This is a genomic window from Alteraurantiacibacter aestuarii (assembly GCF_009827405.1).
GTDB classification, from domain to species: domain Bacteria; phylum Pseudomonadota; class Alphaproteobacteria; order Sphingomonadales; family Sphingomonadaceae; genus Alteraurantiacibacter; species Alteraurantiacibacter aestuarii.
Genome location: NZ_WTYY01000001.1, coordinates 261,994 through 286,220 on the forward strand (window position 1 = coordinate 261,994; position 24,227 = coordinate 286,220).

Consider the following 24,227-nt stretch of genomic DNA (forward strand, 5'->3'; position numbering starts at 1 on the left):
GCCTAGCTGTCTTCCAGCAGAGAGGCTGTGCGTTCCAGCAGGTCTGCCACGCGGGCGTGCAGGTCATCGTCGAAGCGGACCTTGGGTACGGCTACCGAAAGCGAGCCGACCGCTTCCCCGCCGATTGTCACCAGCCTGCCAATACCGACGATGCCGAGCGAGAATTCCTCGTCCGTCATGGCGTATCCGGTCTTGCGGGCCTCTTCCACCTGCGCGCGCAGGCGCGGTTCATCGGTCACGGTTGCCTCGGTGAAGCTCACCCTGTCGGTCTCGGCGAAATAGCGTTCCAGCTCTTCATCGGACAGGGCGGACAGCAGCACCTTGCCCGCTGCCAGAGCATGCATCGGCAGGCGGCGGCCCTGCGGCACCGAATAACGCAGCGCCTGTTCGCTGCTTTCGGTGACGATCGCCTCGATCTCCCAATCCTGCCGCACAAAGAAGCTGGTCGTTTCATCCAGCTGCACGCGCAGCGTGCGCACCAGCGGCGCGGCGCGGTCGGCCAGGCTGAAGCTGTTGCTGCTGGCCTGCAGGCGGGCCAGTCCCGGACCGGCGGAATAGCGCCGCCCGTCGCGCGCCAGATATTGCCGCTCCACCAATGTGGACAGGAGATAGGACAGGCTGGACACCGGAATGCCCAGCGCGGTGGCGATCTCCTGCGCCACCAGCGGGCGATCGTGCGCCACCACATACTCGATGATGTCGAGCGTGCGGATCGCCGATTTGACCTGGCTGGATGGAGGGAGCGCGTCGGCCATCTATCCGATCCGCTGGTCGGCAATATCGGCGCCTGCGCGCAGGTTGGCGAGCTTCTTCCACGCCACCGCCGGGTCAATCTTGCCATAGCCTGCAAAGGTGCCGAAGCCGCAATCGCTGCTGGCGATAACACGGTCCTTGCCGGCAAATTCGGCAAAGCGTTCAATCCGTTGGGCTATCAGTTCGGGCGTTTCGATATAGTTGGAACAGCTGTCGATGAAGCCGGGAGCCAGAACCTTGCCGCTGGTATCGGCATCGCGCCAGACCTTCCATTCATGCTCGTGACGCGGGTTGGCGTGTTCGAACAAGATGGTCGCGGGCCGGGCCGAGAGGACCACGTCGATGATATCCTCCAGCGGGATATCAAAATCGTGCGGGCCTTCGTAATTGCCCCAGCACACGTGCATGCGCATCTGTTCGGGCGGGATATTGCTGGTCGCCTCGTTCAGCGCGGCAACATTGGCGCGGATGGCGGCGATGAATTCCGCGTCGCTCATGTCCTGATAGCCGGTGTGCCGGCTCATCGCCAGATCGGGGCAATCGAACTGGACCTGGAATCCTGCTGCGGCGATCGCTTCATATTCCGGGCGCATGGCGGCAACCAGATCGGCCAGATAGGCCTCGTGGCTGGGATAATACTGGTTGGGCTGGAACGCGGTGATCAGGCCGGGAGATGCGGTGTTGAGAAAGGCCCTGGTGCCCTTGCCATGCCGCTCCAGCGCCAGCTTGAACCGGCGCACATCGTCATGCAGCGGCTGGAGGTTGACCAGTTCCACCTTGTCTATCGCGCTGGCGCGGGTGAATTCCTGCGCGCCCATGATATGCGCCAGCTTCTTTGCCAGTTCGGGCACGGCGGCCAGATCCTTTGCAGGTTTGCGCGGCGTATGGCCGCCAAAGCCGGACAGGCGCTCGATAATATAGGTGGAATAGCCGACCTTGCCCAGTTCGCCATCGCTTACAATGGACACGCCGGCCTCGACCTGGTTCCGCACAGCCTCATCAATGGCGGCCTGCACCACGCGGTCAAATTCAGCTTCGTCATAGGCCTCACCCTTGTCGCGGGCGAGCAACAGCGGAACGAGCTTGGGCCCGCGGGGAAGGCTGCCGACATGGGTGGTTTCGATCACTGAATATACGCTCCTGAATGAAGCGACGTTCTTTCAGATATGCGAAATCAACGCAAGTGCGAAACGCTGGCAGTTGGCGCCCCTGCATGCACAGGGGCGCACAATTCTATTCCCCGCTGGCCCCTTCGGCGGGCGCTGCGGCATCGTCTTCCCAGCCGGTGGCGGCATTCAGATCGGCGCGGAAACCCATGGCTTCGATCTCATGCACCATGCCGTCTGCGCCCACCTTGAAGATATGCGCAGCGGGCAGATCGAACGGATCGAACGGCAGGCGTGCGGTGTCATACATGATCTTCGAACCGTCGAGCGCGGTAACCTCATAGGGTTCGAAATCCATCGGATGGCGGAAGTGCGACAGGCCCATCACCAGGCCGGTAACCGGATCTGCGGCGAAAACCCGCCGGTTATCGATGCGGGTGATATAGGCCATCACATTACTGCTCAGCTGTCCGGCACAATCGCGCGCGATGGGCGATGTGTTGTTGTTCGGACCCGCCCCGGCATCGGCACCGGCGGTGACCATGCCGTTTTCGTGCCGCTGGCAATCGGCGGAAAATGGCATCAGCGTACCGTCATTGTCATCCAGCGCGTCATAATAGCTGGCGCCGAGCGTGATCAGCGCATCATGGTCCATGCGCGCATCTGCGGGAACTTCGGCCAGCAATCCGGGGCGCGGAGTGGTGAGCCGTTCTTCCGCGCGGTCGGCGGGAACTTCGGCATACAGATGCTCGGCTTCGGCGATCTTGCCCTGATCGTCCAGTTTGAGGCGGATGGCCACCACGGTGGGCACGCCCGCGCGTTCGATCATGCCGAGCCAGCCGGCGGTCTGGTTGATCTCATCAGGCACGGTCACGCCGAAATCGGTGCCCGCTCCGGTGGTGTCAGCCCACAGGCCTTCACCGGCGTGAATGCGATGCAGGTTCTCGACGATCTTTGCCTCGTCCGCAAAGGTGATGCCCTCGGCATTATTGCCTTCGATTCCGGCCACATAGTTTGCTGTCAGGTCGATCAGGCAGGCGCGGTCGCAAACAGGTGCGGCCTCTTCCGTCGCGGTTTCCCCGCAGGCGGTCAGTGCAGTGGCAAGCAGCAGGCTACCGGCGAATGTAAGTGTCTTTCTCATTGTCATCCCTCCCAAGATTTCATGTGACGCATTACCAGCCGCTGGGCATGCCATAGGGCACTGTCGTCAGCACCGCCTCGATCTGGCGGATGCGGCCATCGCGGATCTTGAACACCTCCGCGATAACGAAGCTGAATGGCTGGCTGAATGGACCCGAGACCGGCTGCACCGTGCCATCCGGGCGGCCATATTCGGGCACTGCACCGGCATGATCGAAGAAGCCAAGCGCATAGACCAGCCCGTGCTCCTCATCGACAATGGGAAAGCGCCGTGCGCGGATATTGGTGACGATCACCTGAAAGCCAGTATCGAACTGCGCCTTGCAGCCGAGTGCCTGCATCGATCCGGGTTCAGCGGTGGGCGAATTGGCCATGTAGCCACCGTTCTCCAGCCGCTGGCAATCGGGATCGAAAGGCACGTTGGCGCCCGTCACTTCGCTGTCCAGCCCGGTGAAATAGGCATTGGCGGCCGCAATCAGTTCGCTGCGGCTGGAGCGGGTTTCAACAGGCTCAATCTCGTTGAAAATCGGGAAAGGCTCGGACCTGGGTTCAGGACTGCCAAAGCCGCTGGGGCCGGAGATACTGCGCACCACCAGGTTCTCGATCTCGGTAATCCGGCGATTCTCCACCTTGATGCGGGTGGAAAAGAAATTCTCATTCGTGCCTTCGGTAACCACGCCCAGCGTGCCGATCTCACCCGCTTCCACATCGACAATATCGAAACGATAGGATGGCGCGGCGCGCACGGTCTGCCACAGGCCGTCGGTGATCGCGAGAGTCACCCCGTTCTCGGTATATTTGATATCGTTGCTGAGCGGCAGCTGGCCCGAATCATGCGCGATCAGGGCGTCGAAATACTGGTCCATCATGCCTGTCAGGCAGGCGCGGTCGCATGTCGCGCCAATCTGCGCAGCCGCGCTTTGCGGCGCCAGCAGGCTCGCCCCGGCCATAGCAGCGGCCATCACCAATGTGGATTTCATTCGCTTCCCTCCCATTCCCCGTGCGGAATGTGCCGGGGGTGAGCGCGCTTGGCAAGCGCCATGCACTCAGGGAACGATGGCGCACCCAACGCTGGCAATCTTTCCGTCCTCCAGATGGTAATGGATATACTGCCGCATCTCCTGCACGTCGCCGTTGGCGATGGGGAAGAACTGCTGCATTCCGTGTGCATCCAGGATCTCGCGGGTCAGGTCACGGTAGGCCTCTATCCGGATCACCCCCTCCACCGCAGCCAGTTCATCGCTGCTGGCGAATTTCTCGACCACGATGGTTTCATGCACATAGCTGTGGAGGAAGCTGTAGAATTCGCGCAGCTGGTCGCGCGTGGTGATCTTGATCCCGAAAAATTCCATGCGCGGATTCTCGGCGTAGAAGTCAAACACGCCATCATAATCGCGGGCATTGAAGGCCGCGGCATATCGTTCGTAATCTTCGCGCGTCATGGTTTCCCTCCCTGTGCTTGCGCACCATAGTAACGAGCGTTAGCAAGGCGGCAAGGGAGACAGGAATGGCCGAGGCGCAATTCGATTACATTGTCGTTGGCGGGGGCAGCGCGGGCTGCGTCATGGCCGCGCGGCTGAGCGAGGATGGCAAGAGCAACGTGCTGCTGCTGGAAGCCGGCGGGCGCGACGATCACCTCTATCTCAAGATGCCGCTGGCCTTCCTGAAAGCCATGCCCGATCCGCGTTTCAACTGGAAATACTGGACCGAGGAAGAGCCGCATCTGGATGGCCGCCGCATGCCCATGCCGCGCGGAAAGGTGATGGGTGGTTCCGGCTCCATCAACGGCATGTTCGCCATGCGCGGCCATCCGGCGGATTATGACCAGTGGGCGCAAATGGGCGCACGCGGCTGGAGCTATGCCGACTGCCTGCCCTATTTCCGTAAGCTGGAAGACAGCTGGCGCGGCGATGGCGCCTATCACGGCACGGGCGGACCGGTGGCGATCCAGCCCATCGTCAGCCCGCATTTGCTGCATGAAGAAATGATGGCCACGGCCAAGGCGGCTGGCTTTGCCACCAGCGACGATTTGGCAGGCGCTGTGCCCGAAGGGTTCGCACGCGGTGAGCAGACCGTGGATGCGCGCGGACGCAGGGTCAGCGCGGCCACCGCCTATATCAAACCCGCGCTGGGCAGGCGCAATCTGGATGTCCGTTCGGGCGCGCAGGTGCGACGCGTGGTGTTTGAAGGCAAGCGCGCGATTGGCGTGGAGATCGATTCCCCCGGCGGCCCGCAGCTTGTCCGCGCTGCGCGGGAGGTGGTCCTGTGCGGCGGCACCTATAACTCGCCGCATCTGCTGATGCTGTCGGGCATCGGGCCTGCCGCCCATTTGAAGGCGCACGGGATCGATGTGCTGCATGACAGCCCCGGCGTGGGCCGCAATCTGCAGGAACATCCCACCGCATCGCTGGAATGGAATGCGAAGGACAAGACCACCTTCCTCACGCAGTTGCGCTGGGACCGGATCCTGCTCAACTCCGCCAAATGGATGCTGACCGGCAAGGGCACGATGGCCAGCCAGGTGAACAGCTGCAACGTGGTGATCCGCACCGCGCCGCATCTGGAGCGGCCCGACCTGCAGATCATGGTCAACCCGATCCGTTTCGACGCCGCACCGTGGTTCCCCGGCATCAAGGCCGAGCAGGAGCATGTGTTCTGGGCCGGGCTGGTGCAATTGCATCCGCAGAGCAGGGGCTGGGTGGAGCTGAAAAGCGCAGACCCGATGCAGGAAGCGGCCATCACGCTCAACATCATGGCCGAGGAGGCCGACCGCGAGCAGATGCGCCGCGCCATCCGCACCGCCCGCAAGATCTATACCACGCCGCCGATGGGCAATCTGCTGGCGGACGAGCGTGGCCTGAGCGCCGGCAAGGAAAGCGATGAGGAGCTGGACGCGTTCGTGCGCGCCACCTGCTATACCGCGCAGCATCCCACCAGCACCTGCGCCATGGGCATGGGTGAGCAATCGGTGGTGGATGAAGCCTGCCGGGTGATCGGGGTGGAAGGCCTGCGCGTGGTCGATGCCAGCGTCATGCCCACCGTGCCCGGCGGCAATACCAACCTGCCCACCATCATGGTGGCGGAAAAGGCGGCGGACATGATGCGCGGGCAATCGCTGCCCGCTGCCGAACTGCCGCCCACAAAGCCGGAAGGAAGGGCAGCCGCATGAACCGCACTGCCGGCGAGGCTGCCAATCTGCAACTGGTGCTGGACATGTTCGCCCATGTCCTCAACCCGATGGATTCATCTGCGGTCGACCGCTTCATTGCGCCCGGCTACATCCAGCACAATCAGGCTGCCGAGCCGGGGCGGGAGGGGCTGAAGAAGTTCCTCGACATGATCCGCGAGGCCACGCCCGAGGCGGTGCACGATGTGAAGCGCGCCTTTGTGGATGGTGACCATGTGACGGTGCATTACCATGTGCGCCGCTGGCCGGATGACCTGGGCTGGGCGGTGATGGACATCTTCCGCATCGAAGACGGCATGATCGCCGAACACTGGGACGTGATGCAGGATGTTATCGAGGGCGGGCCGAATCCGGCATCCCCCTTCTGAGGAGAGATTGATGCGTTTCGAAAACAAGATCGTGCTGGTGCTGGGCGGCAACAGCGGCATGGGGCTGGCCGCTGCGCAGGCATTCGCGGCAGAGGGTGCAAAGGTTCACCTGACCGGCCGCAATCAGGATACGATCGATGCGGCAGTGGCCTCCATTCCCGGCTCTACCGGCTATGCTTCCGACATTGCCGATGTCGCCGCGACGCAGGATGTTGTGGCCAAGGTCGAAGCTGCCGACGGGCGGATCGATGTGCTGTATATCAATGCCGGCGTGGGCGGTTTCGCTCCGCTGGAAGCCATCACCGAAGATGACTGGGACCACATCCATTCGATCAATCTGAAAGGCTGCGTATTCGCCCTGCAAAAGGCGGTGCGGATCATGGGCAAGGGCGGCTCCATCGTCGTAACCGGCTCCATCGGCGCACATGGCGCGATAGAGGCCAATGGTGCCTATGGTGCGGCCAAGGCTGGCCTGGCGATGGCGATGAAGATTTTTGCCAAGGAGCTGGTGCCGCGCGGCATCCGCCTCAACATGGTCAGCCCCGGCCCGATCGACACCCCGCTGCTCTATCGCAATCCGGGCATGAGCGATGAGCAGATCGAAGGCCTGAAAAAGATGATGATCGACAACATCCCGATGCACCGCATGGGGACGAGCGACGAAGTTGCCAAGGCCGTGCTGTTCCTGGCGAGCGAGGACGCCAGCTTCATCACCGCCGCCAATCTTTTCGTCGATGGCGGATTACTGGAGTTACGTTGATGAGCAATTTTTCCGACACCACGCCTTTCGCCAAGCCCTACTCGGAGCTGGACAATCCCCGCCTTGAGCTGGTGATGGAAGTGCGGCTGCAATTTCCGGAAGTCTATTCGATGGCGCCTCTTCCCGGCGGCGGTATGCGCACGGCGGTGCTGGTGCAGGGCGGCACGTTTGAAGGGCCGTTGCTGAAGGGCAAGGCGGTCCCCGGATCGGGCGGCGATTATGCCTATTGGCGCGGTGACGATGTCTCCTGCCTCGATGCGCGATATCTGCTGCAGGAGGACGATGGCACCACCATCATGTTGCAGAACCGCGGCTTCCTGTGGGGCCGCAAGCCAGACACTATGGCCCGCCTGCGCGACTGGGCCTTCAACGATGGCGAGCCCGTTCCGCATGACGAATATTACCTGCGCAGCCAGACCACCTTCGAATGCGCGGCAGGCAAGCATGACTGGCTGACCAAGCACGTGTTCATCGGCGTGGGCGAGCGCAAGAGCGACGGCAACCGGTTGCGCTATTACGCGCTGACCTGAGGGCGTTGCGGCCGGGATCGGACTGGGAGGAGATCGCCTACCCGGCCCAAGAACCCGGCCCAAGAACCCAGCCCGAGAACCCGGCCTAAAAACCGCTCTAGAAGCTGAAATCCAGCCGCGGGGTCCAGTTTTCGTACTGGCCTTCGGGCAGGCCGCTTTCGGCGATGACGACGCGGTGGGTGAACAGCCATTTGCCGTCCACCTTCTGCAACTTGTCATATTCCCGGCCCTGTTCCACCAGCACCGGAGGGGCGCTGATTTCGGCGTTGCGGATACCGGTCCACAGGAACTGGGCGGTGGCGTGGTCGCCATCCACCCTGATCACCGGATTGGACAGGATCATGTGGAACTGCCCGCCACCGTTGGAGGCGCTTGTCTCGTCCTCGCCTATGCCTGCATAGATCGCCTCGATCTCCTCGCGGCCATTGGCGACAAGGCCGTTGACGTCGAAGATCGCGTCTTCGGTGAAGTAATCGCCAAATGCGCTCGCTTCGCCGCCGCCCAGATGGGCGTAATATTCGATCACCATATCCTCAATCGCGACGCGGTCCATCACGGCCTGGGTTTCGCTGTCGACGTCGGCCGAGACGTCAATGTCGGCGCAGGCGGATAGGGCCAGTGCTGCAATGGCAGTGGCGGTAATGGCATGGAATTTCATGAAACAAGTCCTCCCCGGCGCGGATCATGTCACTGCGCGCAAACAATGCAAGCCAATCCGTCGCGCATTATAACCAAATTGGTGAAAATCAGTAAACCCATTTACCGGAAACGCCCATCGCGTCCTGCAATTCGGGCGAATAGATCGCAAGTTCCTGCCCGATGAACGGATCGGCGCCTGATGTGCACAGGAAGGCAATCACCTGCGCGGGATCTTCAGGCGGCAGCATCTTGTCCGCCGGTGGCAGCATTTCCCTGGGCAGGCCGCTGTTCTGCAATCCGGCCTGCATGTCTGTGTCCACGACACCCGGCTGGAAACCGAATGTGCGAATGCCGCTGTCGCGATATTCCACGTCAATCGCCCGTGTCGCCATGTTGAGGCCAGCCTTGGTGATGCAATAATTGCCCATCCGGGGGAAGGCACGCATGGCCAGCCCGGAGGAGATATTGATGATCGTCCCGCCGCCACTTTCCAGCATCCGGGTGATCGCCAGCTGCGCCGTCTGGATCGCAGCGATCAGGTTGACCTCGATACACTCGGCGATCTCATCGGGCGGTGTTTCATGCAGCGTGGCGAAGCCTCCGCCCAGGGCGGCGTTGTTCACCAGCACGTCGCAGCCCTCGGCGATGACCGCGGCCATCGCAGCGGTGTCGCGCACGTCGCAGGCGTGGCCGGTCACATTGGCGGGGTGGCCCAGCTGGTCCAGCGCGCGCTCCACGGCTTGCGCGGTGCGTCCGGTGAAGGCCACCTGCGCCACTTGCTGCGCCAGCAGGCGGACCGTCTCCAGCCCCACGCCGCGCGTCCCGCCTGTCACCACTATGCGTTTGCCGGTCAGATCGCTCATCTGTGTATCTCCTCGCCCATCGGAATACCCATCCGAATACATGGCCGCGCGCCGGGCGACAATGCGCCGCGGTGCTGCCAATCCAGCGCCAGCATGCGGCTTATCCACTAGGTAGCTTTACGGCTTGGAAAGCATGCAGTAGATTTCCCCGCCTGCGTCCGGATGGGGAACGCCGCCAACAGTGCGGGACCGGGGCAGCTTTATAATAAGAATTGTTTTGGGGAGGGAGTTTTCATGTCTGCATATCTCGCACTTGCCTTGTCTGTCGGTGTTCTGGCCGTACTCGACACCTGGCTGTTCGTTAGCCCGTTGGCGACAACGGCGCTGGCCGGACTCGTCTGGATTTCTTTCATCGCCTGGGGTTGCCACTTCCATTCCGGCGGCGGAACCAAGGGCACGGCCACCACGCTTGCCTGCATGAGCTTTGGCGCGGTTGTCGGCATGGCGGCAGTCATGGCAGCAGGCGGCCCGCTGGCTGCTCTGGGCGGTCTGGCGGCACCTGTTGCAGTGGGTGTTGGCGCGGCGGTTATCTGCCTTGCCAGTGCCGTATCCATCCTCTCCACAATCCCGGCCAGCGTCTATGGCTTTGCCTCCATTGCCGGCCCGATCCTGTTGCAGGACCGCTCTCCCACAGAGGCGCTGTTCCCGGTTATCGGCGCCATCGTGATTGGCGCGGCATTCGGCTATCTGTCCGAAACCTTCGCCAATGCGATGACCAAGAAGGGCGCTGCCGCCGAATAGGCCAGAGCGTCCCCAGGGACATGAAAAAGGGCGGGGAGGCATGTGCCTTCCCGCCCTTTTCATTGCCCGGCAATGGCCGGCGTATCAGCGCCCGAAGCTTGGTTTTCGAAACTCAATGTTCGAAGCTGTGCGCGGACTGATAGGGCATGACGATGCCCAGCGCCTCGATCTCGTGAATCGCGCCGCCCCAGACCTTGTAGATGTGGATGGCGGGCATATCGAATTCGTTGAAGCGGCTCATGTCCCGCTCGGTGAACCACGGCACGCCGATCAGCGGAGTGGTATCTTCCGCCATGTCATGGTGGAAATGGCTCATGCCCCAGACAAGGCCGGTCACCGGATCGGCAATCTCGACACGGCGGTTTTCGATCGTGTCGATATATTCCCACATGTTGGTGTCCATCTGCGCGGCGCAGCCCAGGCCGCCCAGATAGGTGAACTCGCTGTCACTGAACATCATCCCTGGCCGGGTGAAGCTGTTGCGCGCGGTCTGGAAGCCATTTTCATGGCGCACGCAGTCATCGGCCATGTTGGAGAAGCGCGAATTGTTGGAATCCAGCGCATCGTAATAGGACCGGCCCAGCCACAGCAGGCGGCTGCGCGAATCGACATAGGCCTCTGGCACCGGCATCAGGATCTGCGCCCGCGGGGCCTGCAGATTGGCCAGCTGGGCTTCTGACAGATTGCGCGCGATCAGGTGCTCCGCTTCCGAGATAACACCCGCCTCGTTCAGCTTCAGGCGGATGCCGACCAGCACGGGTTCATCGCCTTCCACCATCATCTTGAGCAGGCCGACCTGCTGGCTGATGGGATCGGCAACGTGGATGGCATAGTCATCATCGCCATCGCCGGTAATTGTGTCGAATGCGCCTTCGCCCGCGCTGCTGGGGGCGAGGTTTTCCATCACCACCGCGCCGCGTGCCCATTGCACCGCGCCGGGCTCATCCGCGATCAGCGCATCGGCATAGGCATCGGCCAGTGCGATCAGGCAGTCACGGTCGCAATTCTGTGCGGCAGCAGGTGCGGCCAGTGACATCGCCGCCCCGGCCAGCAGCGTGGCTATCAACTTGGTCATACTTGTTTCTCCCCCTTGATGACGACATCTGAAAATTGCGGGCGCAGGCTATGCTGCGCTTCCCCGCGGAAAGTCAGCAGCGGCCAGAAATACTGGCGCCAGCTCCACGCCAGATAGGCGGTGCACAAGAAGGTCAGCGCGCCGGCGATGAAGGTTCCGCGCGCGGGTTCGAGCACCCAGTTGTAATAGACCACCACGAAGTTGATCGGCACCAGCGCCAGCACGCTCAACGGCATGAAGCGGTTGAACAGCAGAGTGATGCCCAGCACGCATTCGGCGGCCTTGACCCAGGTGAACAGGCCGCTGTCGATCAGCGCGACGGTGAAATCATGCGACGCCGGAACCTGCCCCAGCCGCTGGTTATCCGGGTACAGGAAGAAGTTGAAACCGGCATAGATGAACCATGCCGCAGTGAACAGGCGAACGCCGTGATAGAGCCAGCGCATCATACGCTGCGCTCGTCCACCTGCTGCCGGGGCAGGCGGCTGTTCATCGAATAATCGGGAAGGCCGCGCCAGGTAAACAGGCCCCAGAAATAATGCCGCCACGGCCATGCCAATATGGCGTTGAAGACGATGGTGAGGATGCCGAAGGTCCATTCGACCATCCCTTCATCCAGCACGAAATTCCAGTACACGATCACCACGTTGATCGGCACCAGCGCGATGATGGTCAGCGGCATGGCGCGGTTGGCCAGCAGGGTCAGGCCCAGCACGATCTCCAGCACCTTGACCCAGTCGAACAGGCCGCTGGCCATCAGGGCAAGGGTGAAATCGATCGCCGCAGGCTCATCCCCCAGCGGCTGCAATTCGGGCCAGAAGAAATGCATCAGCCCCGAAAACAGCCACCACGCTCCGAAGATCAGCCGCGCGGTATGATAGACCCAGCGAAACACCGGCCCGCGAACATCGCTCAGCGCCGCGACCTCCGCGCCAGCCCCCTCGTTCACTCATCGCCTCCTGACTCGCGTGAGGCCCATGCGGCCTCGCGCTCGGCGGCAAAGCGGGGGGATGTGGAGGTGATATAGCCGCGCACCTGCACATTACCCTCATGGCAGGCATATTCGAACATGCCGTAATCGGAATCGCGCAGCCACGGCAGGTCCAGCTTGTAGCTGCCTTCCATCACCAGCGGATCGCTCACCCACGCCTCGTAATGGATCTGGTCGGGATTCCTGATCGTCAGATGCTCGGTCACATGCAGTTGTTCGCTGTTGGGAGCAGGGCCGGCAGACATGCCGGGGCGGAAGTTGGTGGTTTCGATCACCAGCGTGTCTCCTTCCCAGTGTCCGATCGAATAGCCCAGATCATATTGCATGTTGGCTGGCGGCGGGGACCGGCCATCCAGATAGACCATGCGCGTTTCGTGGATCATCTCCAGGCTGATGGCGACCAGTCCGGGAGACTGGAAGATCTCGATCCCGCCATTATAGGCGCCGGGCAGCATGGAACTGGGCAATCCGCGCGTCAGGCAGCGGTCGAAAATTCCGAAATCATCCATCGAATCGAACACCTCTGTGTTCCACGACGTGTGCTCGTTCGCGCGCAATTGCTGGCCCAGCGCGGTCAGCTGCGGGTAGCGGCCGTTTTCGGGTTCAACCACCATCGAATTCTGCCGCAGCGGATGGCCGCGTTCCGCCCAATGGCCCATCGACATCACGCCGACCTGAACCTCCTCGTCATAACGGTCCAGCTGGGCCTGCGCGTCAGCGAAGGCCTCGCGGTATTCCTCATCGGTCAGGAAGGCGCGGGTGCCGAAATGGGCGGGGCGTTCGCGCGGGGTCTGGCCCAGATAATCGACCGGCCATTTGCCGCGCAGGTCCGGATCGCCCCAGTCCGTGCGCGGCACTTCCCAGCCAGCAGGCGGCGCTTCAAAGCGCGCCTCCATCTGCGCGGCGTCCTGCGCCATTGCCGGCGCGCCGATGAATGCAAATGCCAGTGCGGCGGCGAAAACCTTGGTCCTCATCGCATATCTCCCCTCGGACGGAGTGTATGCCCTAGCTTTGCCATGACACAAGTCCCGTCGTGAAAGGCCCCGTCCAGAGGGAGCGCGCGGCGGGCATTACCGCACCTTGCTGGCATCAAGCCTTGCGCGGCTGACCCATGCGCCGTGGACCTGGCTGCGCAGGGCAAGGCCGGTCCTGATCTTGGCAATCGGGCCGTTCTCCACCGCGTCGGCCTCCACCACCCACAGCTCGCTGGAATAATCCGCCGGATTGCCTCCGGGCGGGCCATTGGGAATATCGACCACGGTCAGCAGCCAGCCGCCGTGGCCTTCCTGCGAAGAGGGGACATGCGCCGGTTCGCTGATGCCAGCGCCGGGCGGCACAGCCATCATCGTCAGGCGGCCATTACCCGGTTCGATTCGCAGCAGGGCGTTGAAATTGGCACCCACCGGACCACCCAGCATGGGTGGACCCTGCGCTTCGGGGTTCATGGAGAGATACCATGCGCGGTTATACGGACGGCCCTGATCGGCATCGGCAAGACGCGGCAGATCACCGGGAGGGCCAAGCGGGCGCTCCTCAATCTGCGGGTCGGCCTTGGACATGTCGATGGTCCAGCGGGTCAGCGCACCCTGGATGGACTGCTGATCGCGGTGGATGCCGCCCGCTTCGCGCATGAAGGAAAAGGCCACCGTGTCCGTCAGGCACAGGTCGATATGCACAAGGTCGCCATCGTCATAGGCGTTGACCTCGTGGAAGCAGGAGACGCCGACCGGCCCCTTGATCCACTGCATGTCCTCCACCTTGCCATAGCGCGGCATGATGGCGATCCAGCTTTCCAGATCCTGCTGGTGCGCCCAGTGCGCGCCGCCGGCCTTGATCCGGTCCAGATCGGCGGTGGTCGGGAAGATCGGCCAGATGGCGTATTTCTCGGTAATCACGAAGTCATGGATGGTGGCGATATAGGGCTGCTTGAACCACTGCTCACTCACCAGATTGCCGTCCTTGTCGGCAATGCCATAGGCGATGTCATCGCTGCACAGGCCGCCTGCCTCGTAACCGAAGAAGAACAACTCGCCCGTCTCACTGTCCACGCGCGGATGGGCGGTGAAGGTCTCTGATTTCAGCGCGCCGTAATAATCCCATTTGCCCACTGTCTCCAGCGTGTGCGGGTTGATCTCGTACCCGCGGCCATCCTCCTTGGTCATGAACAGGCGCCCGGCGTGCCATACAGGCGTGGTGTTGGCGAGCGTGCGGTCCACGCCCTTGACGCTGGGATCATCGGTGAAGGGATTGCGATATTTGCCAAACAGCGCGTGGCGGGCCTTCTTCTCGGCCAGATAGCGTTCCGTCTCGACATATCTGATGGCGAAATCCACCGCGCCATCGGTGAAGGTGAAAGCGGCGATCATGCCATCGGCATTGAGCGCGATATCATCCTCGAACATCGGCGCATGGGCGTTGTCCGGCACGGCGCGGAAAAAGGCACCCTCGATCTCGGCGGGGATTTCCCCTTCCACCGCCAGGTTGCGTACTGACATCTCGACGCGGCGCGGCGTATTGGTGCCGATGAAGTGAATTGTCTGCGGAAAGGCGTTCATGGCCTCTGGTCCTCCCAACTGATCCTGCGCGATGTGATGATTCATCTACAACGCTAACTCGTCAACAACGCTAACAGGTGTTACGGTTGGCGCAAACATACATTGATTGTGGTCAAGCGGGGGACAAGGTGCACGACAGCGCGCAGGCAAAGATGGAAGACCGGGTGGCGGCAGGCATGGACAGCAAGGGTGCGCTGCTGCACCGCTTGCTGAAGCTGACCAACCGGCTGATGGCGCCGTTCTCGACCCATCTGGCGCATCGCTATCGCATCTCCCTCAACGAATTCCGCCTGCTGATGACGATCGGCGCGCTGGGACGTACCGCCAGCCATGAAGTGGCGGAGATGACCGGCGTGAACGTGATGAGCGTCAGCCGAGCGGTGGCCACGCTGCAACGCCACGGGCGCGTGAAGGTGGAGCGCGATCCGGCCAATCGCCGCCGCAAATGGCTGACCCTGACGACCGAAGGCCAGCACCTGTATGAGGTGATGCGCCCGCAGAGTGAGAAGGTGGCCGATTATCTCTTTTCCGAAATGGTGGACAGTGACCTGGCCGCGCTGGAAGGCCTGGTCGAACGGCTGATCTCCCGGCTGGAGGCACGCGATGACAGCGGCCGATCGGTATTCCTGGAAGCAACCAAGCCTGACGAGGACGAAGCCTGATGCATATGGATGAACGCCGCGCGATCGAATGGGACTGCACCCGCCTGATCCATCAGTATGTGAACCTCAACGATGCGCAGGACTGGCATGCCGTGGCGGCGTTGTACACGCCCGACGCGCGCTTTGCCCGGCCCAGCAAGCCCGATGAATTCATCGAGGGGCGCGAGGCCATTCTTGCCAGCTTCACCGCACGGCCTCCGCGCGCCCAGCGCCATGTCATCGCCAATACGGTGGTCGATGTGGAAGGCCCCGCCACCGCGCGCGCCTTCAGCGTGATCGTGCTGTATATGGGCGATGTGCCCGAAGGCGGCGGCCTGCCGGTGCAGGATGCCAAAAGCCCGCTGATCGGCACGTTTACCGATCTGATTGTGAACACGCCCGATGGCTGGCGGTTCAAGCAACGCGTGGGCGGGCTGGACTTTCGCCCTTAGGCGGGCACCGGGAATAGGCGCAGGCGGGAGGCTGAACTGATGGTTCGCGTTGTCGGCATCGATCATCTCGCCATCCGCGTTTCCGACCTCGCGCGTTCCAGGCAGTTCTATGACCGGCTGCTCGGCTTCATGGGGTTTGAGCGCGAATGGGAATTTGGCGAAGTCGTCGGCTGGAACAATTGGGACACGATGTTCTGGATCACCCAGGCCGACCCTGAAGGGATGCGCCACCCGCACCGCACCGGCAATATCGGCTTCCATCACTACGCCTTCGAGCTGGAAAGCGCGAGCCAGGTCGATGATCTCCATGCCTTCCTGCTTGGTGAGGGGGTTGAAATCATCGATCCGCCCGCAGCCTATCCCAGTTACGGCGAAGGCTATTATGCGGTCTTCTTCCTCGACCCTGACGGACTCAAGCTGGAAGCCATGCACTTTGTCGAAAAGGACAAGCGCCGCGCGCGATTGGCGGCGGGCGGCAAGCCCTGAAGCTGCGGTGTTGGTGTTGGGCGGGAAGGGTGGTTGGTTGAAAGGCGGTCATCTATCCAAGAGCAGACATTCGCTCCTACACACACGCCACCCCTCTAACCGACCACAGCGCCAAACGCTTGCCCCACCAGAGCCGTGGCGACCATCGCCAGCACGCCCCAGAAGGTGACGCGCAGCACGGACGGGCCAAGCGGCGCGCCGCCTGCTCGGGCGCCCAGCGCGCCCAGTATGGCGAGGCAGATCAGCGACACCACGCTGACCACCGGAATCAGCATGGCCGCGCTGACAAAGGGCACCACGATCAGCGGGGCAGCGGCACCGGCGGTGAAGGTCAGCGCTGATGCCAGTGCTGCCTGCAATGGCTTTGCGGCGGTGGTGTCCGATATGCCCAGTTCATCCCTGGCATGCGCGGCGAGCGCATCATGCGCCATCATCTGATCGGCAACCTGCAAGGCGGTTTCGCGGCTGACCCCGCGCTGCTCATAGATTTGCGCCAGCTCCTCGCGCTCGGCCTCGGGCAATTCAGCCAGTTCGGCCTTTTCGCGGGCGAGATCGGCCTTCTCCGTATCGGATTGCGAGCTGACGGAGACATATTCGCCCGCCGCCATAGACATCGCCCCGGCGATCAGCGCGGCCATGCCCGCCACCAGCACGGCGGATTTGCCTGCATCTGCCGATGCAACGCCGACAATCAGGCTGGCGGTGGAGACGATACCGTCATTGGCCCCCATCACGGCGGCCCGCAGCCAGCCAATGCGTGAGACTGCGTGCGATTCCCGGTGGAGATGAAGTCTGCTCATGGCGTGTCTCCTATGCCTCGTCAGCGGCAACGCGCTCTTTTACCAGCAGTGCGCGTGCCACCAGCAGCGCCACCACCACGCACGCGAAGGCCGGGATCGCGGCCACGCCCAGGAACACCCGTGCAGGCACTTCGGCTGCCAGCATGGCAGCGCCCAGCGGCGGCCCGGCAAAGGCACCCAGCCGTGCCACCAGCACGCCCATGCCCACCGCACTGGACAGCAGCCTTGCGGGGAACAGATGCGCCGCCAGCCCCGGCAGCACCATGCCGCCTGCATTGGCGCCGCCTACTCCCACCATCAGCAACAGCGTCCAGCGCGTCTGATCGGGCGCGGTCAGTGCTATCGCGGTAAAGCTGGCCGCCATCGCGCCGAACATCAGCATCAGCGCCGGGCCCTTCTTCCAGTTGTCGAGCAGCAGGCTGAAGCCGATGCCGATGCCAAGGCCAGCCAGATTGGCCACGCCAGCGACACGCGCGGCATCATCCAGCGACAGGCCGGCCTGTGGCAGCACCGTGGGCAGCCAGGAATTGAGCAGATAGAGATTGAGCGCGTTCAGCCCCAGCATGGTGGCAAAAACGGCAAAGGGAAAAGCCCACGGCCGCGCGAACAGCACCAGCTGCGGCAATTTCGCTGCCGGCGCGGCATCCTCCTTGCTTGCCGCGCTTGCCGGAGCGCCGCCTTCAAGCACCAGCCACAGCACGCCTGCCAGCAACACCGCAAAGCCGCCGGGCACATAGAACAGGCCTTGCCAGCCCCATGCGGCGATCACTTCGGGCGCCAGCACGCCGGCGATTGAAAGCCCCAGCGGGATGCCCGCCGAAACCACCGCCATCACCGTGGCGCGCAGCCGTTCCGGTGCAAGCTCGCTCGACAGGGCGCTGACATTGGGCAGGCAGGCACCCAGCGCAAAGCCGGTAAGGAAGCGCCAGACAAGGAACATGGTGGTATCGTCGGCGGTTGCCGTGGCGATGGTGAAAAGGCCCGTGGCAAGGCAACCTGCAACGATCAGCGCCCGTCGCCCGAAGCGGTCACCCAGGGGTGCCAATGTGGCTCCACCCACGCCCAGGCCCACCAGAATGCCGGTCAGCACCCAGCCGAAACTGGCGGGCGCGATGCCCAGCGCTTCTTCCAGCCGCGGCACGGCAATGCCCATGGCGGCAATATCGAAGCCTTCCATGATGAACACGCCGCCAAGGAATATCAGCGCCACGATGCGGCTGTTGGTCATCCGGTAAATCTCCCCCACCCGATTCCCGGGCTTGTCCTGCCACGTCTAGTGGGGTGGGCCTTTCATTGTCCATCCCACGGCGATGGCATTCGGTATGGCACGGTCAGAAAGTCGGCTTCCACCTGCTGGATCATACCGTTCCTGATCTTAAAGGCTTCGGCAAGATAATAGGAGTGCGGGCGGCGAACGGGGCTGACCGCGCGCTCGCCATTGGTCAGCGTATATTCGCCCAGCCTGCCCGAATGATCGATGAAGCCATAGGCCAGCACAATCCCGCGCTCGATATCCACCAGCGGGAAGCGGCGGGCGCGCAGGTCATCGTCATAGCGATACCAGCCGAGCGCGAACTGCGCCTCGCACCCCATGCGCGCCACCGCCAGCGGGAAGCCTGCGTTATTGGTGGTTTGCACGCCGTTTTCCACCCGGTTGCAATCGGGATGGAATTTCGTGCGGATGGTACCGTCATTGCGCTCGATCGTCTCGAAATAGCCATTGGCGATGCGCACCAGCTCCTCGCGCGTCATGCGCTCGGCTGCCGGGATCACCTCTTCCAGCACCGGCTTGCGCTCATATTTCTGCGGACCGAAGGGAAAGCCCTCATCCTTGTTGCGGGCGACCACGGTTTCCACACCGGTGATCAGGCCGTCATCGCCCACTTGCAGGCGGATGCAACACGGGTTGAGCGCGTCCGTCTCCTCGATTGCGGTGAAGACCGCCACCTGCCCGCGCTCGGGATCGGCGAAGCGCAGGTCATAGGGATCGCGCGCGGTGATGGTGTTCCAGCAGCCATCGCCCGGTGACAGGCGCACGTTGTTCTCAGTGTTGAAGACCTGCGCGGCCAGGGGCGCGCGGCCCACATCGCGCGCAGACAGCGCCGCCAGATAGGCATCGAGACTTGCATATAATTGATCGCGGGATGCCAAGACCTTCTCCCCTCGCTTGACTTGAGGCCGTGCTAGCTCAAAAGTAACGTCCGTTAAAGTCGCGGTTGAATCGTGCGATTGAATCAGGGCCCGAAACGGGGGATGGAGAGGGAATGGATCCGCAAGGCAGGCTGGCCGTCATCACTGGCGGCAATTCCGGATTGGGAGAAGCCACTGCGCGCGCGCTGCTGGCGCGCGGCGCCAGAGTGGTGAGCCTCGATCTGGGCGGAACAGCGCCTGCGGGGGCGGACTTCATTGCCTGTGATGTTTCCGATCCGGCGCAGGTGAAAGGCGCAGTGCAGCAGATTGCCGGGCGTCACGGACAGATCCATATCCTTGTGAACAGCGCCGGGATTGGCGGGATGGGCGCAATTGCCAGCGCCGATGGTCCCGGCGATGTGGCCGCGATCCGCAAGGTCATCGATGTCAATCTGATGGGCGCAATCAATGTCACCGCCGAAGTGGCGCACCGCATGATCGGCAATGATCCTGTCGGCCCTGATGATGAGCGCGGCGTGATCATCAACGCCTGCTCCATCGCCAGCTTTGAAGGGCAGGAGGGCATGAGCGCCTACACCGCCGCCAAGGCTGCGCTTGCGGGCCTGACGCTGGTGTGGACGCGCGACCTTTCCGCCCATCACATCCGCGTGGCGGGCATTGCGCCGGGCTTCATGGCCACGCCGATGGTGGCCTTCCTGCCCGAAGATTTCGTCGCCGAACTGCTGCAGGGCTGTGAATTTCCCAAGCGCGCGGGGCGGGCAGACGAATTTGCCTCCACCGCACTTTTCATTATCGAAAATGCCTTGCTCAATGGCGAGGTTATCCGGCTTGATGCCGGGACACGCCCACCTGCCCGCACCGCATGGTCTGCGTCCTGAGGTCTGGTGAGCTGAGAAAGTAGGAACTTATGGCTGATATCCCGCTTCCCCCTGATTTTACGCTGCAAAAGCTGGCGCAGGCGCAGCGCGCCTTCGAAAGCGTGCTGGGTGCCGGCAAGGTGTTCTTCGAGGACCTCGACCGCATTTCCTATCAGGACAAATTCTCGGTCAATGACGAGGCGCATCATGCTTCGGGCGCGGTGGCGTGTGAAAGCGTCGAGGAAGTGCAGGCGGTGGTGCGCATCGCCAACCAGTACCGCCTGCCGCTCTACCCCATCAGCCGGGGCAAGAACCTGGGCTATGGTGGCACCGCGCCGGTGCTGGCAGGCAGCGTGGTGCTGGACCTGTCGCGGATGAAGAAGATCGAGTTCGACGAGGAGCTGGGAACGGTGATCGTCGAGCCGGGCGTGGGGTTCTATGACCTGTACGACTACATCCAGCGCAACAATCTGCCGTTCTGGCTGTCCACCCCCGGCAACAGCTGGGGATCTGTCATGGGCAATGCGCTCGATCGCGGCGTGGGCTACACTCCCTATGGCGAGCATACCAAGAACATCTGCGGCCTCGAAGTGGTGCTGCCCGATGGCGATCTGGTGCGCACGGGCATGGGCGCGTTTTCCAATGCGCCGACATGGCAGGCCTATCCCTTCGGCTTTGGCCCGGGGTGGGACCAGATGTTCGTCCAGTCCAACTTTGGCATCGTGACCAAGATGGGCATGTGGCTGATGCCGGAGCCGGAAAGCCTGATGGGCATGGATGTCGAATTCGACAAGCCTGAGGATTTGAAGGTGATGGTCGACACCATCGCTCCGCTGCGGCGCGAACGCGTGCTGACGCAGAGCCCCTCCATCGGCAACTGGATGCGCGCGGCGGCCGTGCTCACCCGGCGGACCGACTGGACCGATGAGCCAGGGTCCGTTTCGGACGCGGTAATCGATGCCATTCGCAAGCAGTTCAACATCGGCTGGTGGGGCGTTTCGCTGCGCCTGTATGGCCGCGAGGACGTGAACAAGGCGGCCTACAAGATCCTGGAAGAGGCGATGGGCAATGCCGGCCCCATGGCGATCAAGCCGACCGTGTGGAAACGCGGCGAGCCGCTGGAATACACCGGCTGGACCGGCACGCCGATGACCTTCCCGATGCAGAATGTGAACTGGTATGGCGGGCGCGGCGGACACATCGGTTTCAGCCCGATCATTCCGCAGGATGGCGATGCCGCGCTGGCGCAGTTCCAGCGCACCTATGCCAGGTACCGGGAATTCGGCGTCGACTATCAGGGCAGCTTTGCCTTTGGCGAGCGGCACCTGACCAATGTCAACGCGATGATCTTCAACAAGGATGATCCCGCCATGATGGCCAAGGTCGATCCGTTCTTCCGCACGCTGGTGGCCGATGCTAAGGAACAGGGTTACGGCGAATACCGCACGCACCTTGATTACATGGATCTGGTGGCGGGAAGTTATGACTTCAATAACAACGCTTTGCTGCGCCTGAATGAGAAGGTGAAGAACGCGCTCGATCCCAACGGAATCATCGCGCCGGGCAAGAGCGGCATCTGGCCCAGAGCCTTTGCACAGGAGCGCGGACAATGAGAATCCTGACCGCAACATCGTTTGTCGCCGCCTCGCTGGCGCTTTCTGCCTGCTCAGGCGGAGAAGCCGAACAGGCTGCCACAGGCGGCCCGCCGCCGATGCCGCAGCCGGTCACCATGGCGCAGCGTCCCGATGCCACCGGGGGTGAGGCTCTGTATGTCGAATTTTGCGCCATGTGCCACGCGCCCAACGGCATGGGCACCGGGCTGATCGCGCGCCGCGCCGATGTTTCCCTGCTGGAGGAGCGTGACGATCTAACGGTGGAACTGGTGGTGCTGTCTGCCCGCAACGGCATTGGCAACATGCCCGCCATTCCGCGCGGAGAAGTGTCGGACGAACAATTGCAGCAGATCGCCGAATATCTCGCCGCCGGACCGCATGGAGGGGCACAATGAAAACCACCCGCCGCAACATGCTGCTGGGCGCGCTGGCTGTCCCCACAGTGGCCGGGCTGGCGCGCTGGCGCTGGCAATATGGCGCGCACAGCGGTCTGGTCCATGATCCGTCATTGGATGCAGGCCAACGCTTTGCGGCGGCTGGCCGCGCGGCGGGCACGTCATCGCGCGCCATCGAGGGCGATACGATCCGTTTCGCGCAGGAACTGGTCGCCAGCCGGCCTGCCCTGATCGCCGGCGTATCGCGCCATGCCGATGCGCTGATGATCGGCGAAGTGGCACTGGAAGCAGGCTATACGCTGGCCGCAGAGATTCGCGGACAGTCTGAAGGCTGCGAGTGCTTCACGCATGATTCCGCCTGGCTACCGCTCGCCCGCATGGCGGTGGGCGCAAGGCATGACTGGGCGGAGCGGTTTGCCGGCTGGGCGGCCAGGCCCGATGGCACCGCCGAGGCGATGTCCATCGCTGCCCGTCGCCAGCCCGATCGCGAGCTGGCACTGGGCTGGCTGCTGGTGCCGCGCGGCTAGGGCGCAGTTGGGGCGCGGTTCCTAACTTACCTCGCAGGTAAAACTGCTGGCCACGGCGGTGTCGCCCGTCCCGTCATATTTCGCCACCATCGGATAGGGGCACAGCGGGCGTTCCATCGGCGCGCGCGGGGGCGGCGGAGGTCCGCCAAAACCGCCGCCAGCCTGCACTGGCCGCGTGGCGATGATGCGATTGGGCGCGCGTCCGCTTGTGGCCCATGCGTCGATCGTTCCCAGCGTATCGAAATCGCTCGGGCCGTCCCCGCCAGAGCAGTGATCCATGCCCGGCGCCATGAACAGCCGCGTCTGGCTTTGTGCCACGCTGGCGGGCAGCGAATTATACATGCCGTGATAGAAGGCCAGCGTGTTGGTTGCCGGGATCAGCCCGTCGGACCAGCCGTGGCTCATCAGCAATTTGCCGCCGCGCGCGAAGAAGGCGGTCAGCCCGTCTGACGGCACGTTGAGCATCTCGGCACCAAAGCTGCGCGCATCGTTCATGTAGTCGCGATAGTCGGTTTCCTGCCAGTTCCAGCCTGTGCGCCCGGCATAGGCCAGGTCCCGGAAATAGCTCATGGCGACGGGGAAGGGCTCTGCCCCCATGGTGAGCGCCACCATCTGCCCTTCGGAGCCAACCGGCCACCCGGGCAGGAGGTGCGAGCCATCGGCAGCGCGTGTGCCGCCATAGATGTTCTGCATCGTCAGCACCTGTCCCGATGACAGGCAGCCTTCGGTCTGGCCGGGCGCGCATTGCAGGCTGGAGGGCTGGAAGTTGCATTGCAGCGGGCGGCTGATCACACCGTCTGCCACACCGTCCTGTGCATCGCACTGGGCGATCGCGGCGGCATGCACCAGGCCCAGTTGCTGCGGCCCAAGCTGCACGCCAAAGCGTTGCGGCTGCCAGCCCTGCCACATCGACTGGGTCATCAGGTCGGTCATCGGATTGGCCGGAGCCATGGCCGAAATCGCATCAAAATCATCAGGATAGCGGTGTGCCGCCATCAGGCCCTGCCGTCCGCCGGTGGAACAGCTGTTCCAGAAGGACAGCTCCGGCCCGCGGCCATAGAAGGCCTCAACCGCCGCCTTGGCCGCCACCGTGGTGACATGCACCGCGCGGTAGCCGAAATCGACCAGCTTTTCCGGGTGGCCGATGGCCCATTCAGCGGTCATCCCGCTGCCGGTATGGCCGGTGTCGGTTGCTGCCGTGGCATAGTTGCGGCTGAGTGACCGGCCCATCTCGGCATAGGAGATCGATCCTGCCCAGATGCCATTGCCAATGCCGACATATTTGCCGTTCCAGCCTTCCATCGGCAGCCAGATCTCGGTCTTGATGTCCGAATCGCTGCTGGGGGTCAGAGTGACCTGAACGCGGCAGAAGGAGGGCACATCGGCAAAGGGCGATGCAGCCACGCCCGGCGGCGGACCAAAGCCGCTGGCGGGTGCCTCGAACCCGCCAGCGGCCACGACGGCAGCCGATGTGACGCGGCCATTTTCCAGATCAAGCGAGAGCATATCCTCGCACGCGGCCTGTGCCGGTGCGGCGATAGCCAGCGCCGCCAGCGATGCCGTGGCGGCGAATGCGGTCTTCAAATTCATGGTCGTT

At 63.0% G+C, this 24,227-nt stretch carries 28 protein-coding genes; 12 read left to right on the plus strand and 16 right to left on the minus strand.

The window, feature by feature from the left end; all coding sequences use genetic code 11:
* Positions 1-2: 2 nt before the first annotated feature.
* From GRI32_RS01215 to GRI32_RS01235, 5 genes are all read right to left on the minus strand, one after another.
* Positions 3-755: an IclR family transcriptional regulator gene (locus tag GRI32_RS01215; RefSeq protein WP_160589306.1), complete on the minus strand. Its 753-nt coding sequence runs from the start codon at positions 753-755 to the stop codon at positions 3-5.
* The gene (locus GRI32_RS01220; RefSeq protein ID WP_160589307.1) at positions 756-1,880 is read right to left on the minus strand and encodes a uroporphyrinogen decarboxylase/cobalamine-independent methonine synthase family protein; all 1,125 of its coding nucleotides are present in this window, start codon (positions 1,878-1,880) and stop codon (positions 756-758) included. It lies immediately after the preceding gene.
* A 106-nt stretch (positions 1,881-1,986) separates the two neighbouring features.
* A complete protein-coding gene (locus GRI32_RS01225) occupies positions 1,987-3,000 on the minus strand; it encodes a DUF8021 domain-containing protein (protein WP_160589308.1) in 1,014 nt (337 codons plus the stop codon).
* Between the two features lie 31 nt (positions 3,001-3,031).
* The gene (locus GRI32_RS01230) at positions 3,032-3,979 is read right to left on the minus strand and encodes a DUF8021 domain-containing protein (RefSeq protein ID WP_160589309.1); all 948 of its coding nucleotides are present in this window, start codon (positions 3,977-3,979) and stop codon (positions 3,032-3,034) included.
* A gap of 66 nt (positions 3,980-4,045) precedes the next feature.
* Positions 4,046-4,441, minus strand: a complete 396-nt coding sequence (locus GRI32_RS01235; RefSeq protein WP_160589310.1) for a nuclear transport factor 2 family protein — start codon at positions 4,439-4,441, stop codon at positions 4,046-4,048.
* A gap of 65 nt (positions 4,442-4,506) precedes the next feature.
* Here GRI32_RS01235 and GRI32_RS01240 point away from each other — a divergent pair, with 65 nt between their 5' ends.
* The 4 genes from GRI32_RS01240 to GRI32_RS01255 are packed head-to-tail and all read left to right on the plus strand — an operon-like array spanning position 4,507 to position 7,844.
* Positions 4,507-6,168 (plus strand): GMC family oxidoreductase, encoded by a 1,662-nt coding sequence (locus GRI32_RS01240; RefSeq protein WP_160589311.1) that lies wholly within the window; start codon positions 4,507-4,509, stop codon positions 6,166-6,168.
* Positions 6,165-6,554: a nuclear transport factor 2 family protein gene (locus tag GRI32_RS01245; protein WP_160589312.1), complete on the plus strand. Its 390-nt coding sequence runs from the start codon at positions 6,165-6,167 to the stop codon at positions 6,552-6,554. Before GRI32_RS01240 ends, GRI32_RS01245 begins: the two co-directional genes overlap by 4 nt.
* Before the next feature lie 10 nt (positions 6,555-6,564).
* A complete protein-coding gene (locus GRI32_RS01250; protein WP_160589313.1) occupies positions 6,565-7,314 on the plus strand; it encodes an SDR family oxidoreductase in 750 nt (249 codons plus the stop codon).
* A complete protein-coding gene (locus GRI32_RS01255; RefSeq protein WP_160589314.1) occupies positions 7,314-7,844 on the plus strand; it encodes a DUF3237 domain-containing protein in 531 nt (176 codons plus the stop codon). The genes GRI32_RS01250 and GRI32_RS01255 overlap by 1 nt, the downstream gene beginning before the upstream one ends.
* A 97-nt stretch (positions 7,845-7,941) precedes the next feature.
* Here GRI32_RS01255 and GRI32_RS01260 read toward each other — a convergent pair whose 3' ends face one another.
* Positions 7,942-8,502: a nuclear transport factor 2 family protein gene (locus GRI32_RS01260; protein WP_160589315.1), complete on the minus strand. Its 561-nt coding sequence runs from the start codon at positions 8,500-8,502 to the stop codon at positions 7,942-7,944.
* A gap of 88 nt (positions 8,503-8,590) precedes the next feature.
* Entirely contained in the window at positions 8,591-9,346 is a 756-nt protein-coding gene (locus GRI32_RS01265; RefSeq protein ID WP_160589316.1) for an SDR family NAD(P)-dependent oxidoreductase, read from the minus strand.
* A 234-nt stretch (positions 9,347-9,580) separates the two neighbouring features.
* Between GRI32_RS01265 and GRI32_RS01270 the strand changes: the two genes are divergently transcribed.
* A complete protein-coding gene (locus GRI32_RS01270; RefSeq protein ID WP_160589317.1) occupies positions 9,581-10,087 on the plus strand; it encodes a DUF1097 domain-containing protein in 507 nt (168 codons plus the stop codon).
* 112 nt (positions 10,088-10,199) lie between these two features.
* On the opposite strand, the gene GRI32_RS01275 is transcribed toward GRI32_RS01270, so the two are convergent.
* The 5 genes from GRI32_RS01275 to GRI32_RS01295 all read right to left on the minus strand — a co-directional run bounded on the left by GRI32_RS01275 (position 10,200) and on the right by GRI32_RS01295 (position 14,708).
* Entirely contained in the window at positions 10,200-11,162 is a 963-nt protein-coding gene (locus GRI32_RS01275) for a DUF8021 domain-containing protein (RefSeq protein WP_160589318.1), read from the minus strand.
* A complete protein-coding gene (locus GRI32_RS01280) occupies positions 11,159-11,611 on the minus strand; it encodes a hypothetical protein (protein ID WP_160589319.1) in 453 nt (150 codons plus the stop codon). The genes GRI32_RS01275 and GRI32_RS01280 overlap by 4 nt, the downstream gene beginning before the upstream one ends.
* Positions 11,608-12,111 (minus strand): hypothetical protein, encoded by a 504-nt coding sequence (locus GRI32_RS01285; RefSeq protein ID WP_202385885.1) that lies wholly within the window; start codon positions 12,109-12,111, stop codon positions 11,608-11,610. The genes GRI32_RS01280 and GRI32_RS01285 overlap by 4 nt, the downstream gene beginning before the upstream one ends.
* Positions 12,108-13,127, minus strand: a complete 1,020-nt coding sequence (locus tag GRI32_RS01290) for a hypothetical protein (RefSeq protein WP_160589320.1) — start codon at positions 13,125-13,127, stop codon at positions 12,108-12,110. The genes GRI32_RS01285 and GRI32_RS01290 overlap by 4 nt, the downstream gene beginning before the upstream one ends.
* A gap of 96 nt (positions 13,128-13,223) precedes the next feature.
* The gene (locus tag GRI32_RS01295) at positions 13,224-14,708 is read right to left on the minus strand and encodes a lignostilbene-alpha,beta-dioxygenase NOV2 (protein WP_160589321.1); all 1,485 of its coding nucleotides are present in this window, start codon (positions 14,706-14,708) and stop codon (positions 13,224-13,226) included.
* 128 nt (positions 14,709-14,836) lie between these two features.
* Here GRI32_RS01295 and GRI32_RS01300 point away from each other — a divergent pair, with 128 nt between their 5' ends.
* Genes GRI32_RS01300 through GRI32_RS01310 form a run of 3 tightly spaced genes read left to right on the plus strand, consistent with a single transcriptional unit; the run spans position 14,837 to position 16,287 of the window.
* Positions 14,837-15,370, plus strand: a complete 534-nt coding sequence (locus GRI32_RS01300) for a MarR family winged helix-turn-helix transcriptional regulator (protein ID WP_337190122.1) — start codon at positions 14,837-14,839, stop codon at positions 15,368-15,370.
* Positions 15,370-15,801 carry a nuclear transport factor 2 family protein gene (locus GRI32_RS01305; protein ID WP_160589322.1) on the plus strand — a complete coding sequence of 144 codons (432 nt, stop codon included), beginning with the start codon at positions 15,370-15,372 and terminating at the stop codon, positions 15,799-15,801. The genes GRI32_RS01300 and GRI32_RS01305 overlap by 1 nt, the downstream gene beginning before the upstream one ends.
* A gap of 39 nt (positions 15,802-15,840) precedes the next feature.
* Positions 15,841-16,287, plus strand: a complete 447-nt coding sequence (locus GRI32_RS01310) for a VOC family protein (protein WP_160589323.1) — start codon at positions 15,841-15,843, stop codon at positions 16,285-16,287.
* Between the two features lie 95 nt (positions 16,288-16,382).
* Here the strand turns inward: GRI32_RS01310 and GRI32_RS01315 are convergent, their stop codons facing one another.
* From GRI32_RS01315 to GRI32_RS01325, 3 genes are all read right to left on the minus strand, one after another.
* Positions 16,383-17,087, minus strand: a complete 705-nt coding sequence (locus GRI32_RS01315) for a VIT1/CCC1 transporter family protein (protein ID WP_160589324.1) — start codon at positions 17,085-17,087, stop codon at positions 16,383-16,385.
* A 10-nt stretch (positions 17,088-17,097) separates the two neighbouring features.
* A complete protein-coding gene (locus GRI32_RS01320; protein ID WP_160589325.1) occupies positions 17,098-18,315 on the minus strand; it encodes an MFS transporter in 1,218 nt (405 codons plus the stop codon).
* A gap of 62 nt (positions 18,316-18,377) precedes the next feature.
* Positions 18,378-19,238, minus strand: a complete 861-nt coding sequence (locus GRI32_RS01325) for a DUF8021 domain-containing protein (RefSeq protein ID WP_160589326.1) — start codon at positions 19,236-19,238, stop codon at positions 18,378-18,380.
* A 113-nt stretch (positions 19,239-19,351) separates the two neighbouring features.
* Between GRI32_RS01325 and GRI32_RS01330 the strand changes: the two genes are divergently transcribed.
* From GRI32_RS01330 to GRI32_RS01345, 4 genes are read left to right on the plus strand one after another with little or no spacing between them, the layout of a single operon-like run.
* Complete coding sequence (locus GRI32_RS01330) at positions 19,352-20,116, plus strand: SDR family NAD(P)-dependent oxidoreductase (RefSeq protein WP_160589327.1); 765 nt, start codon at positions 19,352-19,354, stop codon at positions 20,114-20,116.
* A gap of 29 nt (positions 20,117-20,145) precedes the next feature.
* Positions 20,146-21,708: an FAD-binding oxidoreductase gene (locus GRI32_RS01335; protein ID WP_160589328.1), complete on the plus strand. Its 1,563-nt coding sequence runs from the start codon at positions 20,146-20,148 to the stop codon at positions 21,706-21,708.
* A complete protein-coding gene (locus GRI32_RS01340) occupies positions 21,705-22,103 on the plus strand; it encodes a c-type cytochrome (protein ID WP_160589329.1) in 399 nt (132 codons plus the stop codon). The genes GRI32_RS01335 and GRI32_RS01340 overlap by 4 nt, the downstream gene beginning before the upstream one ends.
* Positions 22,100-22,630 (plus strand): hypothetical protein, encoded by a 531-nt coding sequence (locus GRI32_RS01345; protein ID WP_160589330.1) that lies wholly within the window; start codon positions 22,100-22,102, stop codon positions 22,628-22,630. The genes GRI32_RS01340 and GRI32_RS01345 overlap by 4 nt, the downstream gene beginning before the upstream one ends.
* 21 nt (positions 22,631-22,651) lie before the next feature.
* On the opposite strand, the gene GRI32_RS01350 is transcribed toward GRI32_RS01345, so the two are convergent.
* Positions 22,652-24,220 (minus strand): tannase/feruloyl esterase family alpha/beta hydrolase, encoded by a 1,569-nt coding sequence (locus GRI32_RS01350; protein ID WP_160589331.1) that lies wholly within the window; start codon positions 24,218-24,220, stop codon positions 22,652-22,654.
* Between the last annotated feature and the right edge of the window lie 7 nt (positions 24,221-24,227).

Bases quoted from the DNA above. Each gene is read 5' to 3' on its own strand.
- GRI32_RS01260 (WP_160589315.1), bottom strand. From the start codon at position 8,502: ATGAAATTCCATGCCATTACCGCCACTGCCATTGCAGCACTGGCCCTA.
- GRI32_RS01320 (WP_160589325.1), bottom strand. From the start codon at position 18,315: ATGACCAACAGCCGCATCGTGGCGCTGATATTCCTTGGCGGCGTGTTC.
- GRI32_RS01280 (WP_160589319.1), bottom strand. From the start codon at position 11,611: ATGATGCGCTGGCTCTATCACGGCGTTCGCCTGTTCACTGCGGCATGG.
- GRI32_RS01250 (WP_160589313.1), top strand. From the start codon at position 6,565: ATGCGTTTCGAAAACAAGATCGTGCTGGTGCTGGGCGGCAACAGCGGC.
- GRI32_RS01255 (WP_160589314.1), top strand. From the start codon at position 7,314: ATGAGCAATTTTTCCGACACCACGCCTTTCGCCAAGCCCTACTCGGAG.
- GRI32_RS01315 (WP_160589324.1), bottom strand. From the start codon at position 17,087: ATGAGCAGACTTCATCTCCACCGGGAATCGCACGCAGTCTCACGCATT.
- GRI32_RS01340 (WP_160589329.1), top strand. From the start codon at position 21,705: ATGAGAATCCTGACCGCAACATCGTTTGTCGCCGCCTCGCTGGCGCTT.
- GRI32_RS01330 (WP_160589327.1), top strand. From the start codon at position 19,352: ATGGATCCGCAAGGCAGGCTGGCCGTCATCACTGGCGGCAATTCCGGA.
- GRI32_RS01295 (WP_160589321.1), bottom strand. From the start codon at position 14,708: ATGAACGCCTTTCCGCAGACAATTCACTTCATCGGCACCAATACGCCG.
- GRI32_RS01345 (WP_160589330.1), top strand. From the start codon at position 22,100: ATGAAAACCACCCGCCGCAACATGCTGCTGGGCGCGCTGGCTGTCCCC.
- GRI32_RS01290 (WP_160589320.1), bottom strand. From the start codon at position 13,127: ATGAGGACCAAGGTTTTCGCCGCCGCACTGGCATTTGCATTCATCGGC.
- GRI32_RS01335 (WP_160589328.1), top strand. From the start codon at position 20,146: ATGGCTGATATCCCGCTTCCCCCTGATTTTACGCTGCAAAAGCTGGCG.
- GRI32_RS01310 (WP_160589323.1), top strand. From the start codon at position 15,841: ATGGTTCGCGTTGTCGGCATCGATCATCTCGCCATCCGCGTTTCCGAC.
- GRI32_RS01230 (WP_160589309.1), bottom strand. From the start codon at position 3,979: ATGAAATCCACATTGGTGATGGCCGCTGCTATGGCCGGGGCGAGCCTG.
- GRI32_RS01240 (WP_160589311.1), top strand. From the start codon at position 4,507: ATGGCCGAGGCGCAATTCGATTACATTGTCGTTGGCGGGGGCAGCGCG.
- GRI32_RS01215 (WP_160589306.1), bottom strand. From the start codon at position 755: ATGGCCGACGCGCTCCCTCCATCCAGCCAGGTCAAATCGGCGATCCGC.
- GRI32_RS01245 (WP_160589312.1), top strand. From the start codon at position 6,165: ATGAACCGCACTGCCGGCGAGGCTGCCAATCTGCAACTGGTGCTGGAC.
- GRI32_RS01305 (WP_160589322.1), top strand. From the start codon at position 15,370: ATGCATATGGATGAACGCCGCGCGATCGAATGGGACTGCACCCGCCTG.
- GRI32_RS01265 (WP_160589316.1), bottom strand. From the start codon at position 9,346: ATGAGCGATCTGACCGGCAAACGCATAGTGGTGACAGGCGGGACGCGC.
- GRI32_RS01275 (WP_160589318.1), bottom strand. From the start codon at position 11,162: ATGACCAAGTTGATAGCCACGCTGCTGGCCGGGGCGGCGATGTCACTG.
- GRI32_RS01270 (WP_160589317.1), top strand. From the start codon at position 9,581: ATGTCTGCATATCTCGCACTTGCCTTGTCTGTCGGTGTTCTGGCCGTA.
- GRI32_RS01235 (WP_160589310.1), bottom strand. From the start codon at position 4,441: ATGACGCGCGAAGATTACGAACGATATGCCGCGGCCTTCAATGCCCGC.
- GRI32_RS01225 (WP_160589308.1), bottom strand. From the start codon at position 3,000: ATGAGAAAGACACTTACATTCGCCGGTAGCCTGCTGCTTGCCACTGCA.
- GRI32_RS01350 (WP_160589331.1), bottom strand. From the start codon at position 24,220: ATGAATTTGAAGACCGCATTCGCCGCCACGGCATCGCTGGCGGCGCTG.